General features: G+C 72.8%; 17 protein-coding genes. 8 read left to right on the top strand and 9 right to left on the bottom strand.

Features of this window, described 5'->3' with window-relative positions; translation table 11 throughout:
- The first annotated feature begins 10 nt into the window (after positions 1-10).
- A complete protein-coding gene (locus tag H288_RS0128695; protein WP_020096022.1) occupies positions 11-952 on the top strand; it encodes a hydroxyacid dehydrogenase in 942 nt (313 codons plus the stop codon).
- A gap of 83 nt (positions 953-1035) precedes the next feature.
- Here H288_RS0128695 and H288_RS0128690 read toward each other — a convergent pair whose 3' ends face one another.
- From H288_RS0128690 to H288_RS33005, 7 genes are all read right to left on the bottom strand, one after another.
- A complete protein-coding gene (locus tag H288_RS0128690) occupies positions 1036-1275 on the bottom strand; it encodes a hypothetical protein (RefSeq protein ID WP_020096021.1) in 240 nt (79 codons plus the stop codon).
- A gap of 112 nt (positions 1276-1387) precedes the next feature.
- A complete protein-coding gene (locus H288_RS0128685; protein WP_026605372.1) occupies positions 1388-2833 on the bottom strand; it encodes a CHASE3 domain-containing protein in 1446 nt (481 codons plus the stop codon).
- A 1-nt stretch (position 2834) separates the two neighbouring features.
- On the bottom strand, positions 2835-4232 hold the full coding sequence (locus H288_RS0128680; protein ID WP_043713328.1) for a TAXI family TRAP transporter solute-binding subunit: 1398 nt from the start codon (positions 4230-4232) through the stop codon (positions 2835-2837).
- 12 nt (positions 4233-4244) lie between these two features.
- Complete coding sequence (locus H288_RS0128675; protein ID WP_020096018.1) at positions 4245-5165, bottom strand: DMT family transporter; 921 nt, start codon at positions 5163-5165, stop codon at positions 4245-4247.
- Positions 5166-5199: 34 nt separating this feature from the next.
- Complete coding sequence (locus tag H288_RS0128670) at positions 5200-6468, bottom strand: arsenic transporter (protein ID WP_020096017.1); 1269 nt, start codon at positions 6466-6468, stop codon at positions 5200-5202.
- Between the two features lie 71 nt (positions 6469-6539).
- Complete coding sequence (locus H288_RS0128665) at positions 6540-7763, bottom strand: metallophosphoesterase (RefSeq protein ID WP_020096016.1); 1224 nt, start codon at positions 7761-7763, stop codon at positions 6540-6542.
- A 356-nt stretch (positions 7764-8119) separates the two neighbouring features.
- A complete protein-coding gene (locus tag H288_RS33005; RefSeq protein ID WP_051123794.1) occupies positions 8120-8362 on the bottom strand; it encodes a hypothetical protein in 243 nt (80 codons plus the stop codon).
- Between the two features lie 548 nt (positions 8363-8910).
- Between H288_RS33005 and H288_RS0128655 the strand changes: the two genes are divergently transcribed.
- From H288_RS0128655 to H288_RS0128630, 6 genes are all read left to right on the top strand, one after another.
- Positions 8911-9711: a MetQ/NlpA family ABC transporter substrate-binding protein gene (locus tag H288_RS0128655; RefSeq protein WP_020096014.1), complete on the top strand. Its 801-nt coding sequence runs from the start codon at positions 8911-8913 to the stop codon at positions 9709-9711.
- Positions 9711-10877 (top strand): ATP-binding cassette domain-containing protein, encoded by a 1167-nt coding sequence (locus H288_RS0128650; RefSeq protein WP_020096013.1) that lies wholly within the window; start codon positions 9711-9713, stop codon positions 10875-10877. The genes H288_RS0128655 and H288_RS0128650 overlap by 1 nt, the downstream gene beginning before the upstream one ends.
- 78 nt (positions 10878-10955) lie before the next feature.
- On the top strand, positions 10956-11609 hold the full coding sequence (locus tag H288_RS0128645) for a methionine ABC transporter permease (RefSeq protein WP_020096012.1): 654 nt from the start codon (positions 10956-10958) through the stop codon (positions 11607-11609).
- Positions 11610-11816: 207 nt separating this feature from the next.
- Entirely contained in the window at positions 11817-13061 is a 1245-nt protein-coding gene (locus tag H288_RS0128640; protein WP_020096011.1) for an SfnB family sulfur acquisition oxidoreductase, read from the top strand.
- A gap of 10 nt (positions 13062-13071) precedes the next feature.
- The gene (locus tag H288_RS0128635) at positions 13072-14310 is read left to right on the top strand and encodes an SfnB family sulfur acquisition oxidoreductase (RefSeq protein ID WP_020096010.1); all 1239 of its coding nucleotides are present in this window, start codon (positions 13072-13074) and stop codon (positions 14308-14310) included.
- Positions 14310-15683, top strand: a complete 1374-nt coding sequence (locus tag H288_RS0128630; protein ID WP_020096009.1) for an LLM class flavin-dependent oxidoreductase — start codon at positions 14310-14312, stop codon at positions 15681-15683. Before H288_RS0128635 ends, H288_RS0128630 begins: the two co-directional genes overlap by 1 nt.
- Here the strand turns inward: H288_RS0128630 and H288_RS0128625 are convergent, their stop codons facing one another.
- Both H288_RS0128625 and H288_RS0128620 read right to left on the bottom strand, forming a co-directional pair.
- Positions 15684-16871, bottom strand: coding sequence for a transporter substrate-binding domain-containing protein (locus tag H288_RS0128625; RefSeq protein WP_020096008.1), 1188 nt, complete (start codon positions 16869-16871; stop codon positions 15684-15686).
- Between the two features lies 1 nt (position 16872).
- Positions 16873-17928, bottom strand: a complete 1056-nt coding sequence (locus H288_RS0128620; RefSeq protein WP_020096007.1) for a helix-turn-helix domain-containing protein — start codon at positions 17926-17928, stop codon at positions 16873-16875.
- A gap of 499 nt (positions 17929-18427) precedes the next feature.
- Here H288_RS0128620 and H288_RS36340 point away from each other — a divergent pair.
- On the top strand, positions 18428-21013 hold a 2586-nt coding region (locus H288_RS36340; RefSeq protein ID WP_280806669.1), incomplete at its 3' end, for a S8 family peptidase.

Genomic DNA, 21013 nt, shown 5'->3' with positions numbered 1-21013 from the left:
CAGGCGCGCCATGCCCAAGGTCGTCATCAGCGAGTTCATGGACGAGGCCGCGATCGCGGCCGAGCTCGCCGGCCTCGACGTGCAGTACGATCCTGGCCTCGTCGACCGGCCCGGGGACCTCGCCGCCGCCGTGGCCCGGGCCGACGCCCTGATCGTGCGCAACCGGACCCAGGTCCGCGGCCCCCTGCTCGACGCCGCCCGCGACCTCAAGGTGGTGGGCCGCCTCGGCGTCGGCCTCGACAACATCGACGTCCCAGCCTGCCGGGACCGGGGCATCGCGGTCTACCCGGCCACCGGCGCCAACGACGGCGCGGTCGCCGAGTACGTGGTCGCCACCGCGCTGCTGCTCCTGCGCGGCGCCTACGGGGCCACGGCCCGCGTGGCGGCCGGGACGTGGCCGCGCAACGCCCTGATGGGCCGCGAGATCGCCGGCAAGCGCCTCGGCCTCGTCGGCTTCGGGTCGATCGCCCGCGAGACTGCCCGGAGGGCGGCGGCCCTCGGCATGACGGTCGCCGCCCACGACCCCTTCGTGGCCGCGGACGACCCTGCCTGGAACCCGGCCTACGGCCCCGTGCAGAGCCAGGCGCTCGACGCGCTGATCGCGCAGAGCGACGTGCTCTCGCTGCACGTGCCGCTCACCGATCAGACCCGCGGACTGATCGACGCGGCGGTGCTGGCGCGGATGCCGAAGGGCGCGATCCTGATCAACGCGGCCCGGGGCGGGGTGGTGGACGAGGCCGCCGTGGCGCAAGCCCTACGGTCCAGCCATCTCGGCGGCGCGGCGCTGGACGTGTTCGACCGCGAACCCCTCGACGCGGCGGCGGGCGCCGTCTTCGCCGACGTGCCGAACCTGGTCCTCACGCCGCACATCGCCGGGGTGACGCAGGAGTCGAACGTGCGCGTCTCCGCCGTCACGGCCCAGGCCGTCCGCCGCCACCTCACGAGGGACTGAACCGGGAGGGCCCGCGCGCGGCTGCACATCGACGGCAACCTGCGCGCCGCGCGGGTCGCCTTCGACGGTCTCGACCGGGAGGCTCAGCGCAGGGCGAGCACCTGGGCAGCGTGCGAGGCGACGGCCTGCACGGCCGGGAGATCGTAGGCGTAGACGCGGCCGGCCAGGATCGCGAGCGCCAGCGTCCAGAACACCGCACCGCCGACGCGCCGCGCCGTGCGGTCTCCGGTCGAGGTGGCCGGGCAGGCGCCGGCGACGCCGTCGGCGACGGGCTCGCCGAACGGATCGAAGGCCGGCGACTGGTTTTCAGAGGCGCTGCGCATGGTGCCGAATGTCGCGCTCGGCAGGTCCGTTCGCAATGGACACGTCTTTCGAATTTCGCTGCGCACGGAGATGCTTGTTCTCCATTCGATCCCCACGACAGGCAGGTTCTTCTCAGAGGGCCGGTTCGACCGCCGGAAACGCGATATCTTCTTCCCGGCGGGGGCCGGGGCCGCCCGCTCCCGGGGCGGCGGGCGTGTGGTAGGCCATGCGCTCGCGGCGCCCCCGCAGGGGCTCGCGACTGACTTCGCGCCACGCCTCGGCCGGCGCCCCCGCGGCCCGCCGCGCGGCCTCCGAGACCAGGATCGGGACGCCGTGGAGCTTGGTCGCCTGCTCGAGGCGGGCGGCGACGTTGACGGCGTCGCCCAGCACGGTGAACTCGTAGCGCGCCTCCTCGCCGATGATCCCGCAGAACACCTCGCCGTAATGGACGCCGACACCGATGCGCACGGCCTGCGCGGGTGCGGCCCTGTCGGTCCAGCGGGCGATCACCGCGACGAGGTCCTGCGCGAAGGCGAGGGCGCGGGCCGCGTCGTCGGGCCGGGGCTCGGGCAGACCGAACACCACCAGGGCGCCGTCGCCGATGAACTTGTCGACCACGCCGCCCCGCAGGCGGGCGAGGCGCGTCACCCGCCGCCGGAAGGCGGACAGGAACTCGGAGAGCCGGTGCGGATCCAGGCTCTCGGCCAGGGTGGTCGAGCCGCGCATGTCGACGAACACGATGGCGGCCTGCTGGCGGCGGCCGGCCTTCAGGCTCCCGTCGCCGTCGGCGAGCCGCAGGACCAGCTCCTGCGGCAGGAACCGCGACAGCCGGTTGCGCCGGGTCGCCTCCCGCAGGGCCGACACGGCGAACAGCACGAACAGCACCGCCAGGGCCCCGACCATGACCCAGATGGCCAGGGCGATCCGCGACACCGTCGCCTGCCGCCGCTCCATCCGCCGCGCCTCGTGCGCCTCCATGCGGCGCACCCGGTCGCGGATCGCGTCCATCACCTGCTTGCCGCGCCCGTCCGCCACGGAGGCGCGGGCCGCCGCGCCGTCGCCGGCGCGCATGAGGGCGACGCTGGCGCCGAGCTCGTCGAGCTTCCGGCGGATCAGCCCGGCCAGGGTGTCGAGGTCGCCCCGCTGGTCGGGATCGTCCTGGACGAGGTCGCGCAGGAGATCGAGCTGCTGGTCGACGTTCAGCCGCCCCTCGGTGAAGGGCAGCAGGAAGGCCTCGTCGCCGGTGAGCAGGTAGCCGCGCTGGCCGGTCTCGGCGTCCTGCACCGCCGACAGGACCCGGGCGAGGCGCCCGTCCACCGCCACGGTGTGGCGCACGGCGTCGACGCCGCGCTGCTGGTACACGAAGGCGCCGAGCGCGATGGCGGTCATCACCAGGATCGTGGCGAACCCCACCGTCATCCAGGTCACGGTGCGCGAGCGCAGGGATCGCTGCACCCGCGCGCCCACGCGCGCGCCGACACGCGCCCTGACCGAGGCGGCGTCCGGCGCGGCGTCGCTCCGGTCCGATTCTGTTGCGGTGGCGGGCACGGTGGCGGGCGCGGGCGCTGGGACGGACATGTCAGGCCCCGCCCGCGCCGTGCAGCCGGACGGGCCGCCCGGTCCGCCCCCCGTCCTCGGCCGCCCGCGCCCGGCAATCCGCGATGGTCGCCCGCGCCGTGTCGATCGCGACGGACGCCGCCGACATGGTGCGGGTGTCCGGCTCCCGCTCGCGGGCGTAGCGGACGACGTCCATGGCCAGCGCGTCGACCTCGACGGTGAGCGCCTCGATCGCCGCCGGGTCGCGCAGCGCCCGGGCCTGCCCGGCGATCTCCAGGAGCCGGTCCAGGAGCTCGTCGATGCGCTCGCGGCGCAGGCTGGCGAGGCGCTGCCGGATCCAGGCCAGCACCGAGACGAGGCCGCCCACCAGCGCGCCGAGGAGGTAGAGCGTGTCGCCGTAGCGCTCGATGAAGCCGTGCTGGTCGCGCTCGTAATAGTCGATCGCCCCCGGATGGATCGGGATGCGGGCGCTGGTGGCCGCCACGGTCGTGTCGTAGGCCGGGGCCTGGACGTACTCGGCGGCGTCCGTCGCCAGGGCGGCGGCGCCGCGCTTCTCGAAGAGCTGCTGGGTCACGTCGGCCGCCACGACGCGGCTTAAGGAAGCCCGGGCCATCAGCCGGTACGAGGCGCCCACCGTCTTCACGTCGTCGGCCGGCAGCTTCGGGCGGCCGCCGAACAGGCCGCCCGGGACGGTGACCGCCTGGAGCCGCGGGAAGCGCTCGATCACCGCGCCGTCATCCTCCACGGCGACGAACGCCACCTTGCCGCCGCGGGCGACGCCCTGCACGGCCGAGACCAGGGCCAGCGCCTTCGGCGCCGAGGGCGCGATGATGCTGACGAAGGCGTCGATCCGCCTCTCGCGGAAGGCGCCGGCCACCGCCTCCTGGTCGACCGGGACCAGCAGGACCGTCGAGTCCCGGGCCGGGCCGGCGGCCTCCTCCAGGGTGAGCCCGTAATAGCCGAGGAGGTTCCGGAGCAGCCAGAGATCGGCGTCCCGGTGCGCCGCGATGCCGAGCCGCTTGCCGGCGAGCTTCGGGAAGCTGGTGATCCCGGCCTGCTCGGGCGAGGCGATGACCATCGCCTGGTCGCGCAGGATCGCCAGGGTCAGGCCGTTCGTCGGCAGGAGCACGTCGGGGCGGACCACCGCGAGGTCGGCGCGCCCGTCCTGCAGGGCGGCGGCGCTCTCGCGCACGTCGTCGAAGGACAGGATCTTCAGCCGGACATTCTCGTGCGCGGCCTCGAGCGCGTCTGCGTAGGCCTTGATCAGGCCGGGCTCGGTCCCGTCCCGGGGAGCGACCGCGATGGTGAGCACCGTCGCCTGGAGCAGGTACCACGCCGCGACCCCGCCCGCGCCCAGGAGGGCGGCCCCGGCCAGGAGCAGGGTCTCCCGGCGCAGGATCCAGGCGGGGAGGGTCCACATCGCCCCGGCCACTCAGAACAGCGAGATCAGCACGATGCCGCCGACCATCAGGGCGGCGCCGATCAGGCGCGGCGGGCCGGCCTTGACCCGCTTCATGCCGAACCAGCCGAAATGATCGAGCGCCACCGAGGTCAGGAGGTTGGCGGTGATGAGCAGGCCGTTGAAGGCGCCGGCCCCGACCTTGTCGACGAAGAGCAGTCCGGCGAAGACCGCGACCGCCCCGGTGAGGCCGGCGAGGGGCATCCACCAGCGGACGCCCGCGACGTCGTCGCGGGTCGGCAGCGGCGACGGCCGCAGCAGGAACATCAGCGCGAACACGAACACGACCGGCACGAACGACACCGTCGCGGCGAGCCAGGGATTCTCCAGGGCGCCGCGGAGCTGCGCGTTCCACACCACGCCGATCGCCATCAGGGCGCCGGCCACGAGGATGAACGGGTAGAGCAGCTTGCCGCCGACCCCCGAGCCGCCGCCGTCGCTCTTGCCGCCCGAGCGCGCGATGAAGGTGACGCCCACCGCCATCAGCAGGCCGCCGAGCCAGGGCATCGGCTTGAAGCCCGCCGCCTGCAGGCCGAACAGGCCGAGCGCGTCCATCGCCAGGGAGGTGAGGATGTTGGCGGTGAGCGTCAGGCCGTTGAACGGCCCGGCGCCGACCTTGTCGATGAAGGCGAGGCCGCCGAACACCGCGACCGCGCCGGCCAAGCCTCCGAGGGGCGCGTACCAGGGCATCTTGCCCAGGGAGTCGAGGCTCGGCAGCGGCGTCGGCATCGTGAGGAACAGGGTCGTGAACACGAAGACGATCGGCAGGAACGACACCGTCGCGGCGAGCCACGGATTGACCATGCGGCCGCGCAGCTGCGCGTTCATGGCATTGCCGATCGCCTGCAGCGCGCCCGCCACCAGGATGAAGGGATAGAGGAGGGCAGCCGTCACGCGCGCGGACCTTCGGGTTTGCGGGGAGGGAGGGTCAGACGAGGAGCAGGCCAGCGAGCGCCAGCGCGAGGGCCGGCGGCATCACCAGCAGGCCGAGCTTGAGGAAGGTCCAGGCGCCGACATCCTGGCCCTCGCGGCGGATGGCGGTCAGCCAGAGGATCGTGGCGAGCGAGCCCGTCACCGACAGGTTCGGCCCGAGATCGACGCCGATCAGGATCGCGCCCGCCACCTTCTCGGGCACGTGGGCGGTCTGGACCGCGGCGCCCGCGATCAGCCCGGCCGGCAGGTTGTTGACGAGGTTGCACAGCACCGCGACGAGGCCGCCCGCCCCCCAGGCGGTGGCCTCCGGGGCGGCGTGGGCGTAGCCCTTGAGGAGGTCCGCCAGCATCGCCAGGACGCCGGTCTTCTCCAGGGCCTCCACGAGGACGAACAGCCCGGCCACCAGCGGCAGCACGCTCCACGACACGTCCTTGGCCACCTCGACGAGGCCGCCGCGCTTGAGGAGCAGCACGACGATCGTGGTGGCGAGCCCGGCCACGAAGGTGGGCAGGCCGAGGTCGAGGCCGAGCGCGGAAGCCGCGATCAGCACGCCGCCGGTCGCCACGATGCCGATCCCCGCCACGAGGCCGGTGCGGGACAGTGGCACAGCCTCGACGTCGGTGGCGACCTCCTGCCCGCGCAGGGTCTTCGCCTGGGTCAGCCGCAGCACCGCGTAGGTCGTCGCGATGGCCAGCAGCGAGGGCAGGGCGAACAGGCCGAGCCAGCGCACCAGCGGCGGCATGTGCTCGGCGAAGACCACGAGGTTGGCCGGGTTCGAGATCGGCAGCACGAAGCTCGCCGCGTTGGCGATGAAGGCGCAGATGAACAGGTAGGGGAGGGGGTTCTCCACCTTGGCGGCCTTGGTGGCCGCGTAGACGGCGGGTGTCAGCACCACCGCGCAGGCGTCGTTGGACAGGAACACCGTGACGACGGTGCCGACGAGGTACACGAGGGTGAACAGCCGGGTCGCCGAGCCCCTGGCGGCGCGCACGGCGATCGAGGCGAGCCAGTCGAACAGGCCCTCCTTCCGGGCCACCTCCGACATCAGCATCATGCCGACGAGGAACAGGTAGACGTCGGTCCCCTTCAGCACGCCGTCCCAGGCGGTGGCGGGGGCGAGCAGGCCGAGGGCCACGAGGGCGCCGGCCCCGAGCACGGCCCAGATCGCCTCCGGCCACGCGAACGGCCGCAGGATGACGCCGAGGGTCGCGAGGGCGGCGATCGTCCAGGTCGCGATGTTGGGGGTCAGCGTCAGCGCGCCCATCGGTTGCGGTGGTCCTCTGGTGGGGTGGATCGATCGTGCGGTGCGGTGTGCCGCGATTCGGGCGGGACCGGCTACCAGTGCCGGCCGTTGCGGTTCGGCCCGAGCTGGTCGCCCCGGAGCCCCTTCTCGGGCCAGGCCGGCAGGCGGAACGCGTCGCTGCCGGGCCGCTCGTGCGCGGGCGGCGGCACGAAGCTCCGGTCCACGGGCTCGATCACCTCGGTGTCGGTGTGGCCGGTGCCGTCCGCGACCGTGACGGCGAGGCGGCGCGCGCCGTCCCGCCAGGGGATGCGGGCGTGGACCGTCCGGGGGCCGTCCGGCACCATCGGGTGGGCCGGGCCGCCGTCGACGCGCAGGTGACAGCGCCACGTGTCCTGCGGCCGGTCCGACAGGACGAGGGCGCGCACGGAGACCGTGCCGTCGGCGGCGTCGAGGGGCGCCGTGGCGAGGCGCCGGTCGGCGGGGCTCGTGATCATCACGAAGGGCAGCGCCCGGTCGAGGGGCTTGAACCGCCAGCTCGCGACCGGCCCGTCGATCGCCGCGACCGCGTAGCCGACCGAGCCGTCCTCGTTCTGGCCGACCGAGCGGGCCGCGGCGTAGAGGGTGCGCCCGTCCGGGGCGAGCTCGTTGTAGTGGGTGTGGCCCATCTCGACGAGGCGGACGCCGTAGTGGCGGATCAGGCCGGCGAGCGCCGCCCGCTCGTCGGGCACGCAGAGGTCGTCCGGGTAGGTGTGGGCGAAGACCGCGCAGGGCTGGCCCTCCCGCTCGGCCCGGGCCAGCTCCTCGCCGAGCCACGCGAGCTGGTGGGGGCCGAGGCGAAAATCGAGGCCGAAGCCCTTCTGGCCGTAGCCGGGGCTGACCATGTCGAGGAACAGGCAGCGCACGCCCGCCCAGGTCTCGGCGAAGTAGTAATGCGTCACCGAGACGGGGTCGCGCGGGCGCGGCAGGTCGTGGCGCCGCGCCGCGTGGCCGCCGCCGCGCGGGCTGCCCGCGACCGCGGCGAACAGGGCGTCGAAATCCGCCATCGTGCCGTGCTGGCGGTCGTGGTCGCCGGCGATCAGGCGCACCGGCAGGTCCGGGTGCCGGTCCAGGGCCTCGCGCAGGACCGCGTACTGCTCCGCCCGCCCGTCCTCGGCGAGGTCGCCGGGGATGTAGACGAAGTCGAGGAGACCGTGTCGGTGCAGCCCCGCCACCTCGGCGAGCATCGCCCGCAGGTCGGCGGCGTGGGGGTCGGAGGCCCGCTCGAGATGCAGGTCGCCGATATGCGCGAAGGCGAACACGCCGTGGCTCGCCGTCATGGCGCGCCCGCGCGCCGTCTGTGGTTTCCCTGAGCCATCGTGCCCCCCGGACAGGCCCGTCCGCCCCGGCCGGGAGATCGGCCGCGGTGGTCGCGACCGGCCCGACGTTTCGGAGCCGGCGGGGTTCCGGCCCCGGGGGGAGACGCGCGCCGGTGGGGCCCTACATTTTCGTGAGCGCGGGCCCGATCCGTGTCCGGCGCCGCGAAGTGTCGTGAAAACAGACACTCGCTGTCCTCTCAGCCGACAGATCCGGGCGATGTCGGCGCAAGGTCAGCCCGGGGTCAGCCTGGGGTCAGCCCGGGGTCAGCCCGGGGTCAGCCAATGACTCCGCCGGCCGGCGGGCCTGTCGGCGCGCCTCAGTGCACGCGCCGGAACAGGTCCGGCAGGTAGCGTTCCAGGGTCTCGTGTCCCTCGAACTGCACGTCCACGGTGGCGGCCGCGCCCCACGGGCGGTGGAGCCCCACGACCCGGCCGCGGGCATGGCGCCAGATCCCGAGGATCTCGGCGAGGTCGAGCCGGTCGAACACCACCTCGTCGCCCGGGGCGAGGGCCGGCGCGGCGAGGCCGGACCAGGCCTCGGGGACCGGGCGGCGGGGTATCTCCGCGACCCGGGAAGGCTCATCCCCCGGATCGAGGATGGGGGAGAAGGTTTCGTTCGCGGAGTGCTCGCGGAAGAGCATGATCTTCACTAAGCCGTTGCGATGACTGGATAATCGCAGGTTCATTCCGATCCGACAAGGCTTGTTCCGACGCCCCGCCCGCCGGACCGACCTGTATTCGGCGCTCGGTCCGGCCGGCCGGTCCGGCCGACCGGGACCTGCCCGGGCGCCGCGCCACGTCCCCGCGACCGGACCGCCCGCGGGACCGCGCGCGGGGACGGAGCGGGGCCGGAGAGGAGCCCAGCGGGGGCGCAGCATGCGCCTCTCCGGTTCAGGGGTATCGGGAGATCGTTCGTGTCGTCGAACGACGATCTTTAGAATTTCGGGGCGGGCCGCGCTGATCTAAACCTGACACGAGACAATCATCCACGTGAGACGGCGCCTGTCGATTTGATGGATCGTGTCCGCATGCCTTCGGATGCGGCGCGAACCATCGCGGCCCGGCAGCCGGACTTGCCCCCGTTCATCCTGATCAGAGTTCCCGCCCGATGAAGTTCCTGCGTGTCCTCGCCGTCGCGGCGCTCAGCCTCGGGGCTCTGCCGGCCGGGGCGGAGACCCTCCGGGTCGGCGTCGTGCCCGGGGCCTACGGCGACGCCGTCACGGTCGCGGCCCGGGAGGCCAAGGCCGAGGGCCTCGACGTCAAGGTGGTCGAGTTCAGCGACTGGACGACGCCCAACGTCGCCCTCGACGCCGGCGACATCGACGTGAACTTCTTCCAGCACCGCCCCTTCATGGAGAACGCCGCCAAACAGAAGGGCTACGCGTTCGACATCGTCGGGCTCGGGATCCTGTCCAATATCGGCCTGTACTCCCTGAAGCATAAGAGCTTCGACCAGATCCCGGCGGGCGGCACGGTGGCGATCGCCAACGACCCGGTGAACCAGGGCCGCGGCCTGCTGCTCCTCCAGAAGGCCGGGCTGATCACGCTGAGGGACGGTGTCGGCTTCCTCGGCACCCTCGACGACATCGTCGAGAACCCGAAGACGCTGCGGTTCACCGAGGTCGAGGGGCCGCAGCTCGCGCGGATCACCGGCGACGTCGACCTCGCCCTGGGCTACCCGCACTTCATCGTGGCGGCCGGCAGTTTCGACCCGACCAGCGGATTGATCTATTCCGGTATCGAGGACCGGCGCTTCGCCGTGAGCTTCGTCACCAAGGCCGCCCGCAAGGAGGACCCCGTGATCCGGAAATTCGTGACGCTCTTCCAGAACTCGGAGGCCGTGAAACAGCAGATCCGCAAGTCCTTCGCCAACAGCGACAAGCTGTACCTGCTGGCGTGGCAGAACTGATGGTCGGCCTGATCTTCGACAGCCTGCGCGATCCGGGCACGCCGGCCGCGGCCGGGCGGACGAGCCCGGGCGCCGCGACCGCCGCCCGGACCCCGGCCGCCGCGCCCGGCAGCGAGGCCGACCGGGAGACCGGCACGGTGCGGTTCGAGTCCGTCTCGAAGACCTACCGCTCGGCCGCCGGGCCGGTGCAGGCGCTCGACCGGGTGGACCTCGCGATCCCCGCCGGCGCGATCTTCGGCATCATCGGCCGCTCGGGGGCGGGCAAGTCGAGCCTCCTGCGCACGGTCAACCGGCTGGAGGCGCCGAGTTCGGGCCGGGTCCTGGTCGACGGCGCCCCGATCGACGCCCTCGACACCGACGGGCTCGTCGCCCTGCGCCGGCGCATCGGCATGATCTTCCAGCACTTCAACCTGCTGGCGGCCAAGACCGTCCGGCAGAACGTGGCGCTGCCGCTCACGGTCGCGGGCGTCCCGCGGCACGCGATCGGCCCGCGGGTCGCGGAGGCCCTGCGCCTCGTCGGCCTGGAGGACAAGGCCGACACCTACCCGTCGCGGCTCTCCGGGGGCCAGAAGCAGCGGGTCGGCATCGCCCGGGCGCTCGTGAGCGATCCGGAGATCCTGCTCTGCGACGAGGCGACCTCCGCCCTCGACCCGGAGACGACGCTGGCGATCCTCGACCTGCTGCGCGACATCAACCGGCGGCTCGGGATCACCATCGTCCTGATCACCCACGAGATGAGCGTGATCCGCGAGATCTGCAGCGACGTGGTGGTGCTGGAGGGCGGCCGGGTCGTCGAGACCGGGCCGGTCTGGCGCGTGTTCGGGGCGCCCGAGCACCCGACCACCCGGGCGCTGCTCGAACCCCTGACCCGCGGCCTGCCGCCGGATCTGGCGGCCCGGCTGCAGCCGCGGCCCGCGCCGGGCGGCTGGGCGATCCTGCGGATCACCTGCTCGGGCCGGGCCGCGCCGGATCTGTCGGGCCTCGCGGGGGCCGGGGCGCCGGTGCGCCTGCTCCAGGCGGGCATCGAGCGGATCCAGGGCCACGCGGTCGGCCGGATGCTGGTGGCCGTCCCGGCCGAGGACCCGGGCGCGGAGGCGCGGCTGCGGACGCTCGGCGGCGACGTGGAGCGGGTCGGCTACGTCCCCGCCGACCCGGCGGAGGGGTGAGACGATGCGGGACTGCTCCTCCCCCGATACCCCGACCGCTGCACCGCCGCCCCTGCACCCCGAACCCGGAGGCCCGCCATGTCGCCGCAGATGATCGAACGCCTCTGGCAGGCCTTCCTCGACACCGCGCTCATGGTCGGGGTCTCGGCCGGGATCGCCGTGGTCGCCGGCATTCCCCTGGCGCTGTTCCTCGTCACCTCCGGGCCCGGCGGCATCTTCGCGGCGCCGACGGCCCACCGGGTGGTCGGGACCGTGGTCAACGGCTTCCGGGCCGTGCCCTTCATCGTGCTGCTGGTGGCGCTGATCCCGTTCACCCGGCTGGTGGCCGGCACCACGATCGGCGTCTGGGCGGCGATCGTGCCGCTCTCGGTGAGCGCGACCCCGTTCTTCGCCCGAATCGCCGAGGTCTCGCTGCGGGAGGTGGATGCGGGCCTGATCGAGGCCGCCCAGTCCATCGGCTGCCGGCGCCGGCACATCCTCGCCCACGTGCTCCTGCCCGAGGCGCTGCCGGGCATCGTGGCCGGCTTCACCATCACGGTGGTGGCGATGATCGGCGCCTCCGCGATGGCCGGCGCGGTGGGCGCGGGCGGGCTCGGGGACGTCGCCATCCGGTACGGCTACCAGCGCTTCGACACCACCGTGATGGTGGTGGTGATCGCGATCCTGATCGCCCTCGTGTGCGCGGTCCAGTTCGCGGGCGACACCGCGGTGCGGCGGCTCCGGGCCCGCTGAGCGAAACCGTCCGATCTGGGCGATCCGACCGGGAGCCTGCAGCCATGGATCGTCCCCGGTCGACGACCTCGACATCGCCGTCCGCGCGCGCGGAGCGAAGCGATCCAGGCAGCGCCGCGTCTTCCGACCGCGCGCGGCCCCGGGGCGCTTCGCAGCGCTCGCGATGACGGCGGGACGTCCCAACCCGAGCGGTCAACCGGAAACCGTATGAGCCTGCACCTGGACGATCCCGTCACCGACCCGGTCGAAGATCGGCTGCCGCCGCCGCCGGCGCCGCCGCACCGGATCCGCTCGGACGCCGAGGCGATCGCGGCCGCGCGGGCCGTGGCCCGGATCTTCGCGGCGGGCGCGGCCGAGCGCGACCGCGACCGGCGCCTGCCCTGGGCGGAGATCGCGGCCTTCACGGAGAGCGGGCTCGGCGGCATCACGGTGCCGCGCGAACACGGCGGCGCCGGGGTCTCGCACGCGACGCTCGCGGAGGTCTTCGCGATCCTCGCCGCCGCCGACGGCTCGGCGGCGCAGATTCCCCAGAACCAGTTCGGCGTCCTGGCGCTGGTCGCGGCCACCGCCAGCCCCGCCCAGCAGGCGCGGATCTACCGGGACGTGCTCGCCGGCCACCGGATCGGCAATGCCGGCCCCGCCCGCAACGGCAAGGCGATCACCGGCGTGGACACGCGGCTGACCGCCGGGCCGGAGGGCCCGCGGCTCAGCGGCACGCGCTTCTACTCCACGGGCGCGCTCTTCGCCCACTGGATCCCGACGCGCGCGGTCGGCCCCGACGGCGGGCCGCTCCTGGTCTTCGTGCGCCGGGACGCCCCCGGCGTGCGGGTGGTGGACGACTGGCAGGGCTTCGGCCAGCGCACCACGGCGAGCGGCAGCGTGATCTTCGCGCAGGCCCCGGTCGAGGCGGAGCTGACGATCGACCTCGCGCCCCTCGCCGGGCGCCCGGGCCTGTTCGGGCCGGTCTCGCAGCTGATCCACGCGGCGATCGACGCCGGGCTCGCCCGGGGCGCGGCCGCCGCCGCCCTCGACTTCCTGCGCACCCGGACCCGGCCCTATCCCTTCACCGCCGAGACCGTCGCGGAGGATCCCCACATCCTCGGCGAGGTCGGGCGGCTCACCGTCGACCTGCACGCCGCCGAGGAGGTCCTGGCCCGGGCCGGACGGGCGCTCGACCGGATCGCCGCGGCCCCCGTCACCGCCCAGAGCGCGGCCGAGGCTTCGGTGGCGGTGGCGCAGGCCAAGATCCTCACCACCGAGGCGGCCCTGGAGGCCTCCGAGCGGCTGCTCGAGCTCGCCGGCGCCTCGGCGACCCGCGACGGGTACAATCTCGGCCGGTACTGGCGCGACGCCCGGGTCCACACCCTGCACGACCCCGTGCGGTGGAAGTACCACCTCCTCGGGAACCACGCCCTGAACGGCGTGCTGCCCGCCCGGCACCAGTGGAACTGAGGACCGGGCGATGCCGCTCCAGCCCCACGAGACCGCCTTCACGCAGGCACCCGCGCCGCCGCGCCCGGTGCCGGTCCTTCCGGACGCCGCCGCGGCGCTCGCCGTCGCCGACCGGCTGGCGGAGGCCTTCGCCGAGGCCGCCGCCGAGCGCGACCTGGAGCGCCGCCTGCCGCTCGCCGAGATCGCGCGCTTCACCGAATCCGGCCTCTGGGCGATCACGGTGCCGAGGAAATACGGCGGCCCCGGCCTCGACAGCGCCACGGTCGCCCAGGTGATCGCCCGGATCGCCGCGGCGGACGGCTCCCTCGGCCAGATCCCGCAGAACCATTTCTACGCCCTGGAGGTGCTCCGCAACGGCGGCACCGAGGCCCAGAAGCGCGCCCTCTACGGCCGCGTCCTGGCGGGCGAGCGCTTCGGCAACGCGCTCGCCGAGACCGGCGCGCGCGACCACACCCGCCGCACCCGCCTCGTGCGCGACCCGGCTGGCTGGACTGTCGAGGGCCGCAAAGACTACTGCACCGGCTCGCTCTACGCCCACCGCATCCCCACCCTGGCCAATGCCGAGGAGGACGGCCGGGCGGTCACCTACCTCGTCTTCGTCCCCCGGGACGCGCCGGGCGTGACCCTGGTCGACGACTGGGACGGGTTCGGGCAGCGGCTCACCGGCTCGGGCTCGGTCCTGTTCGACCGCGTCGCCGTGGAGCCCGACTGGGTGGTGCCGTTCCAGGCCTCGCTGGAGCGGCCCACCGCCCTCGGCCCCTTCGCGCAGATCCTGCACGCCGGGATCGATCTCGGCATCGGCGCGGGCGCCTTCGCGGCGACCTTGCCCTTCGTGCGCGACCGCGCCCGGCCGTGGATCGATTCCGGGGTCGCGCGGGCGAGCGAGGATCCCCTGACCCTCCACGCGCTGGGCGACGTCCAGGTGCGCCTCGCGGCGGCCGACGCCCTGCTGGCGCGGGCCGGCCGCTACGTGGACGCCGCGCAGGAAGCCCCCGACGCCGACAGCGTCGCGGCGGCCTCCGTGGCGGTGGCCGAGGCCCGGGCGGCGAGCCACCGGGCCGGCCTGCTCGCGGCCAACAAGCTCGTCGAGCTCGGCGGCACCTCGGCCACCGACCGGGCCGAGGCGCTCGACCGCTACTGGCGCGACGTCCGCACCCACACCCTGCACGATCCGGTGCGCTGGAAGTACCACTGGATCGGCGCCTACCACCTCGACGGCCGGCAGCCGCCCCGGCACGGAGCGCTCTGATGGCCGCCGCGACGAAGCAGATCCTGCTGAACGCCTTCAACATGACCTGCGCGGGCCACATCAACCACGGGCTCTGGACCCACCCGCGCGACCGCTCGGCCGATTACAACACGCTGTCCTACTGGACCGAGCAGGCGAAGCTCCTGGAGCGCGGCCTGTTCGACGGCCTGTTCATCGCCGACATCATCGGCGTCTACGACGTCTACGGCGGCGGCATCGACGTGACCGCCCGGGAGGCCGTGCAGCTCCCGGTCAACGACCCGACCGTGATGATCTCCGCCATGGCGGCGGTGACCGAGCATCTCGGCTTCGGGGTGACGATCAACGTCCACCAGGAGGCGCCCTACACCTTCGCCCGGCGCCTCTCGACCCTCGACCACCTGACGGGCGGCCGGATCGGCTGGAACGTCGTCACCGGCTACCTCGACAGCGCCCACCGCGGCCAGAGCGGCGGCGCGTTGCCGGCGCACGACCGGCGCTACGACTACGCCGACGAGTATCTGGAGGTGCTCTACCGGCTCTGGGAGGGCAGCTGGGACGACGCGGCCGTGCGCCGCGACCGGGCGGCCCGGGTGTTCAGCGATCCCGCCCATATCCGCAAGGTCGTCCACCGGGGCGAGTTCTTCGCGGTCGAGGGCTACCACCTGTCGGAGCCGTCGCGCCAGCGCACGCCGGTGCTCTACCAGGCCGGCGCCTCGGGCCGCGGCCGCGCCTTCGCGGGCCGCCACGCCGAGTGCGTGTTCATCTCGGCCCGCGACCCGGCCACCGCCCGCGACTCCGTCCGCGCCATCCGGGCCGAGGCGGTCGCGGCCGGCCGGGAGCCCGACGACGTGAAGGTGTTCGTCGGCCTCGCGGTGATCCCCGGGCGGACCCGGGCGGAGGCCGAGGCCAAGCGCGACGAGTACCTGTCCTACGCGAGCCCGGAGGCGGGCCTCGCGCATTTCTCCGCCTCCACGGGGATCGACTTCGCCCGCTACGGCCTCGACGAGCCGATCCCCTACGCGCCGGGCAACGCCATCCAGTCGGCCACCGCGGCGGCGGCCAGGCGCGGACTGACGAAGCGCGACCTCCTCGCCGAGTTGCAGCTCGGCGGCCGCTACGCGGTGCTCACCGGCGACGCCGTGACGATCGCCGACGAACTCCAGGCCTGGATCGCGGAGGGCGAGGTCGACGGGTTCAACCTCAGCCGGATCGTCGTGCCGGAGAGTTTCTCGGACTTCATCGACCTCGTGATCCCGGAACTGCAGGACCGCGGCCTCTACAAGACCGCCTACGCCGAGGGCTCGCTGCGGGCGAAGCTGTTCGGCCAAGGGGACCGGCTGCCCGCCCGCCACCCGGCCGAGGCCTATCGCGGCGCGCCTCGGCGGCCCTGATCAGCGCCCCTGGGACTCGCCGCTCTCGGAGCCGAACCAGCGGCCGTAGATCTCGTCGTAGCGGCCGTCCTCCCGCAGGCCCAGCAGGGCCTGGTTGACGCGCTTGCGCCGGGGATCGTTGGCCGGGAACAGGATGCCGTAGGATTGCCGGTTGAACGCGGTGCCGACCAGGCGCAGGGCGTCGTGGCCGGGCCGGGTCGCGTAGTAGCTGAGCGCGGGGGCATCGTAGACCACCGCCGCGACCGTGCCGGCCTGCAGCGCCGCGCAGGCCTCCTCCAGGGTCGCGAAGCCCACCGGCGTGGCGAAATGGTCCGCCAGGTAGGCGACCGAGGTCGTGTCGGCGACCGTGCCCACCCGCTTGCCCGGCAGGTCCTGCGGGCCGTTGATCGCGCCGCGCAGGCGCTCCACGGTCGCCGTGCTGGTCAGGCCCGCGGTGAACCACGCCACCAGGGCGATGCAGGTGAACAGCCAGAGCACCGTGACGGCCCGCGCCAGCGGGCTGCGCGGCATCTCCTCCGCCTGGGCGGCGAGGCTGCTCAGGGCCCACCAGACGACGTGGGCGAAGCCGCGCGCCGGTCCCGAGCGCGCCGCCATGCCGCCGGGGTGGCGCCGCTCGAGCCACCAGACCAGGGCCGCCACCGCCAGGATCAGGGCGGCGAGCCCCAGCAGGACCTGCAGGAAGGCGGCGTCGCTCAGGAGCGCCTGGAGAGCCCGCGCGGTGGCCGAGCCGGTCGCGTCCGGCTCCGACCGGACGGCGATGCGCAGGCCGGTCTCCAGCATCGTGACGGAGAAGTCGAAACGCCGCTCGCGCTCCGCGGTGATCGACACCGCCGCGATGGCGAGGTCCGCGCGCCCGTCCGAGACCGCCGCGAACAGCGCCGGCAGGTCGTCGACGCGCAGGTAGGCCGTCCGGACGCCGAGATCCCGCGCGATGGCGTTCCAGAGATCGATGCTGAACCCGCGCAGCCGGCCGTCCTCGTCCATGACCAGGGGCGGCACCGGATGGGTCGCGACCCGCCACGTCTCGGGCTCGCCGGTGCGGAGCGCGGGCGCCGCCTCCCGGGTCTCGGCCTGGACGGGGCCCGGGGCGAGCGGCGCGGCGGCCGCGCAGCACAGGGAGAGGCACAGGCAGAGGGACAGGACGCCCGCGGCGCCGGCGCGCCGCCGGCCGGCGGACCGGCGCGGCACGTCAGAGGCTCTCGATCCAGTTGCGCAGGACGGCGCCGGGCGCGGGTTCGGGGCCGGTCTCCAGGCGCTGGGACGCGTCGCTCGGGATGAAGCCGAACCGGCGCTTGAACGCCCGCCGGAAGGTCCGCTCGTCCGAGAAACCGACCGCGAAGGCGACCTGCGAGATGCGCAGGGGTTTGGGGGCATCGTCGCGCACGAGCATCCGCATCGCCGCCATGAGGCGGCGGTCGCGGATATACGCCACGATGCCGTTGGGGGCGAACAGCCGGTACAGGGTCGAGCGCGACAGGCCGAGCCGGGTCGCGATCAGGGCGGGCGTCAGCTTCGGGTTGCCGAGTTCCGCCTCGACGAGGCGGCGGACGCGGATCCGGATGTCCTGGTGCTGGGAGGGGCGCCCCTCCTCCTGCCCGCGCAGCCAGCTGGCGCAGAGCTGGGTGATCGCCGCCGAGGCCGCCAGGGCCTCGCGGCGGTCGAGGAGGTCGCCGCAGGCGACGACGTTGGCGACGAAATTATGGACCAGCCGCCCGAACGGGTCGCCGTCGTGGTCGAGGGGGCGCCCGTGCAGGGCGTCGGGGTGGCAGCCCTGCTTCTCCAGCAGGGCGCGGGGGATCACGACGTTCGTGGCGTCGACGGCAGCCGCCACGATGCGCACGGGCTGGGCGAGGTCGAAGACGATGCACTGCACCTCGTTCACGGGGCCGGTGCCCTGCTCGGTCTCCACGCGGCTCTGCCCCCGCCGGTAGAACTGGAGCAGGATGTGGTCGAGGCCCTGCTGGCCGATCATCTCCCGCGTCCGCACGAGGGTGTGGGCCGGCGCCACCACGTCGCCGACCAGCAGGTCGCCGAGATGGTAGCTGCGCATCGCGATCGGGACGGTGAGATCGGTCTCCGGGCGGAAGCTCACGTCGAAGATGGGCGCGAGATGGTCCTGCCACGCCCGCCCCAGCGCCGCGGGATCCCCGGGCGGCTCGAACCGCAGGCAGGCGATCTCGCCGCCCGGCGCCTCCCCCCCGGCCGGTGCCGCGTCCAGGTCGTGGTTTCTCTCCTCGGAAGACATACGTAGAGCCTGACACCTGCTGTTCGCGCGACCGATGAAGAACGGGGGCCTGTCCCAAGGTGACGCGTGGCAACGCGGTCCGGTCGTCCCGCACGTTAGCCGCGTCCACCCGGACAGTCCTCCTGTCTCCCGCCGACCCGAGCGGCTGTACACTGTCGTTTGCCCGGGCGGCGTGCGATTCGACGCGGGGGCCGCCCGACCGGACCGCCCCCGGCGCAACGTCCGATCAACGTGACCCGCGAGCCGGCGGTGTGGTTCCATCCGTCCCAGAAAGGGGGATCCCCGTTTCAGGACGTCGCGCGCGGCGCCGGGTGTGGCCGCGATGTGATAGTCCGTTAAAGCCGCATTTCCTAACCCCCGTGCAAAGCTTGCGGCAGGCATGACGGGGGTCAGTCTGGTGGTCCAACAGTATAGCGATGTAGAGCGTGTGACCGGATCCTGTGATCCGAGCCGGGGCGCGCGCGCCGGAACCCGGCGGCGCGGCCCCGTACGGCTCGGATTGCTGGTCGGCAGCTCGCTCGCCACCCTCACGCTGGCTCTCGGACCTGTTGCGGCGCAGACCGTGCCGGCGCGCTCGCCTTCGACGTTCGATGCTTTTGGCGTTCCCCTGACCGCGGCGCAGTTCGACACGCCCGAATACAGAGCCGACTGGGGCTTGTCTGCGATTAATGCCGCCACCGCTTACGCCCGAGGCTTCACCGGTCTAGGCGTATTGGTTGCCGTGATTGACTCCGGGATCGACCCCACGAATCCAGAATTCCGAGGACGGATCTCTCAGCAATCAAGAAATTTTATTCCCGGACTAAATCAAACCCTTATATTCGATACGGACACTGCATCCAGTCATGGAACCCATGTGGCTGGTACAGTTGCGGCTGCCCGTGATGGCGTCGGGATGATGGGGGTCGGTTTCGACAGCAAGATATTGGCGTTATTCAATTTACGCAATACAATCTCTGCAGTGGAGGCAGCAACTCAAAGCGGCGCCCGGGTCTTGAATGGCAGTTATGGACCGACGACCTCTTCTCCGATCGTCGATGGATTTTTAAATCCTAACTATAGAAGAATGTCAATTCAAGAATTCGAGATATCAGATGAAAGAGAGGCCAGTGCGCTTCTTGGGGCCGCACAGTCAGACATGCTCATGGTCTTTGCCGCAGGCAACGATCGAAGAAGTCAACCCGATGTAACTCAAAACCCGAGCGGCGCCGCATTCTATCCATTCATCAAGCCAGCGAATGCGAATAGCGGTCTCTACCAATTTTATACCACCTACGGGACTGACCCTAATGGCGATCCCAGCCCCGACTATGCGCCGACCGGCCCCGTCGACCAAAGCAAAATTGATTTTTCGAAGCTGGACGGCTTTATCGTTTCAGTAGTCGCAGTCAACGAAAACAAGAAGATCGCCAATTTCAGCAACTGGTGCGGTGTTACGGCAGCGTGGTGCATCGCGGCACCGGGCGTCAATATCTATTCAACCGTGCAGGTCGGACAGGGCTACAGCGGCTTCGACGCCAACAACAATAAAATTCTCAATGGTTCAAACTATGGGCCTCTGCAAGGCACCTCAATGGCCGCGCCGCACGTGGCCGGTGCTGCGGCCGTATTGCGTCAGGCGTTCCCGTTCCTGACGGCGCCGCAGATCGCCCAGACCATGTTCACAACCGCCACCCATCTCGGTGACGGGCCCGCCAACGCCCCGAACGCCATCTACGGCTGGGGCCTGCTCAACCTCGGCAAGGCCATCGACGGCCCGGGTCAGTTCACCTCCACTTGGACGGTCAACACCACCTACAATGGCCAAGCCTATTACGGCCGCTTCGCCAACGACATCTCGGGCGTCGGCGGTCTGATCAAGGTTGGTCTCGGCACACTCGAACTCGCCGGTACCAACACCTATGCCGGCGGCACCGCCGTCCTCGGCGGTACCCTGGCCGTCTCCCGCGACGCCAATCTCGGCGCCGCCGGCACCGGCCTGACCCTCGGCGGCGGCACCCTCGAGGTCCTGGCCGACGGCTTCGCCACCGCCCGCCCGATCACGCTGGCCGGCCCCGGCACCCTGCAGATCGACCTCGGCACCGCCACCTTCGCGGGGCCGATCGACGACGGCAGCCAGCCGGGCGTGCTCGTCAAGACCGGCCCCGGCACCGCCGTGCTCTCGGCCGCCAACACGTTCACGGGCGGCGCCCTGGTCGGCACCGGCACCCTGGCCCTGACCGCCACCGGCAGCCTCACCGCGCCCGTTCTCGTCGGCTCGGCGGCGAGCTTCCTCAATGCCGGCCTCGTCTCCGGCAACGTCGGCAACTTCGGCGTCCTCGCCAACAGCGGCACCATCACGGGCGGCCTCGCCAATGCCGGTCTGGCCCTCAACACCGGCACCGTCGCGGGCGGGCTGGCCAATGCCGGTCTGGCCCTCAACACCGGCACCGTCGGCGGCGGCGCGACCAACAGCGGCAGCCTGATCAACGCCGGCACCCTCGCGGGCGGGCTGACCAACACCGGCACCGCCCTCAACACCGGCGCGATCGCCGGCGGCGTCATCAGCAGCGGCATCCTGAGCAACAGCGGCGCCATCGGCGGCGGCGTCGCCAACACCGGCCTCCTCGCCACCAGCGGCACGATCAGCGGCGGCCTGACCAATGCCGGCACCGTGCTCGCCAGCGCCGGCCGCATCGACGGCGCCATCGCCAACAATGCCGGCCTGCTCGCCGTCGCCGGATCCGTGGCCAGCAGCGGCCCCTTCGCCAACGCCGCCGGCGCGACGCTCGCCGTCACCACGGGCGGCAGCTACAGCCTCGCCGGCCCCCTCGCCAATGCCGGCCTCGTCGCCGTCGCCCAGAGCGCCAGCCTCACCGCCTCCGGCGGCCTCAGCAACGCCGGCCTCGTCGCCAGCGACGGCACCCTCACCGCCGACCTGACCAACACCGGCGTCGCCCGCCTGTCCGGGCAGTTCAACGGCACGCTCACCAACACCGGCCTCGTGCAGATCACCGGCCCGCTCGCCGGGCTCACCGGCCTGACCAACACCGGCGCCCTCGACCTCGGCGGCACCGCCCTCACGCTCACCGACCTCGCCGGCCCG

It is taken from the genome of Methylobacterium sp. 285MFTsu5.1 (assembly GCF_000383455.1).
Classification (GTDB): Bacteria; Pseudomonadota; Alphaproteobacteria; order Rhizobiales; family Beijerinckiaceae; genus Methylobacterium.
The sequence above is the reverse complement of the archived record's forward strand: the minus strand, read 5'-3'. Positions and strand labels throughout refer to the sequence as shown.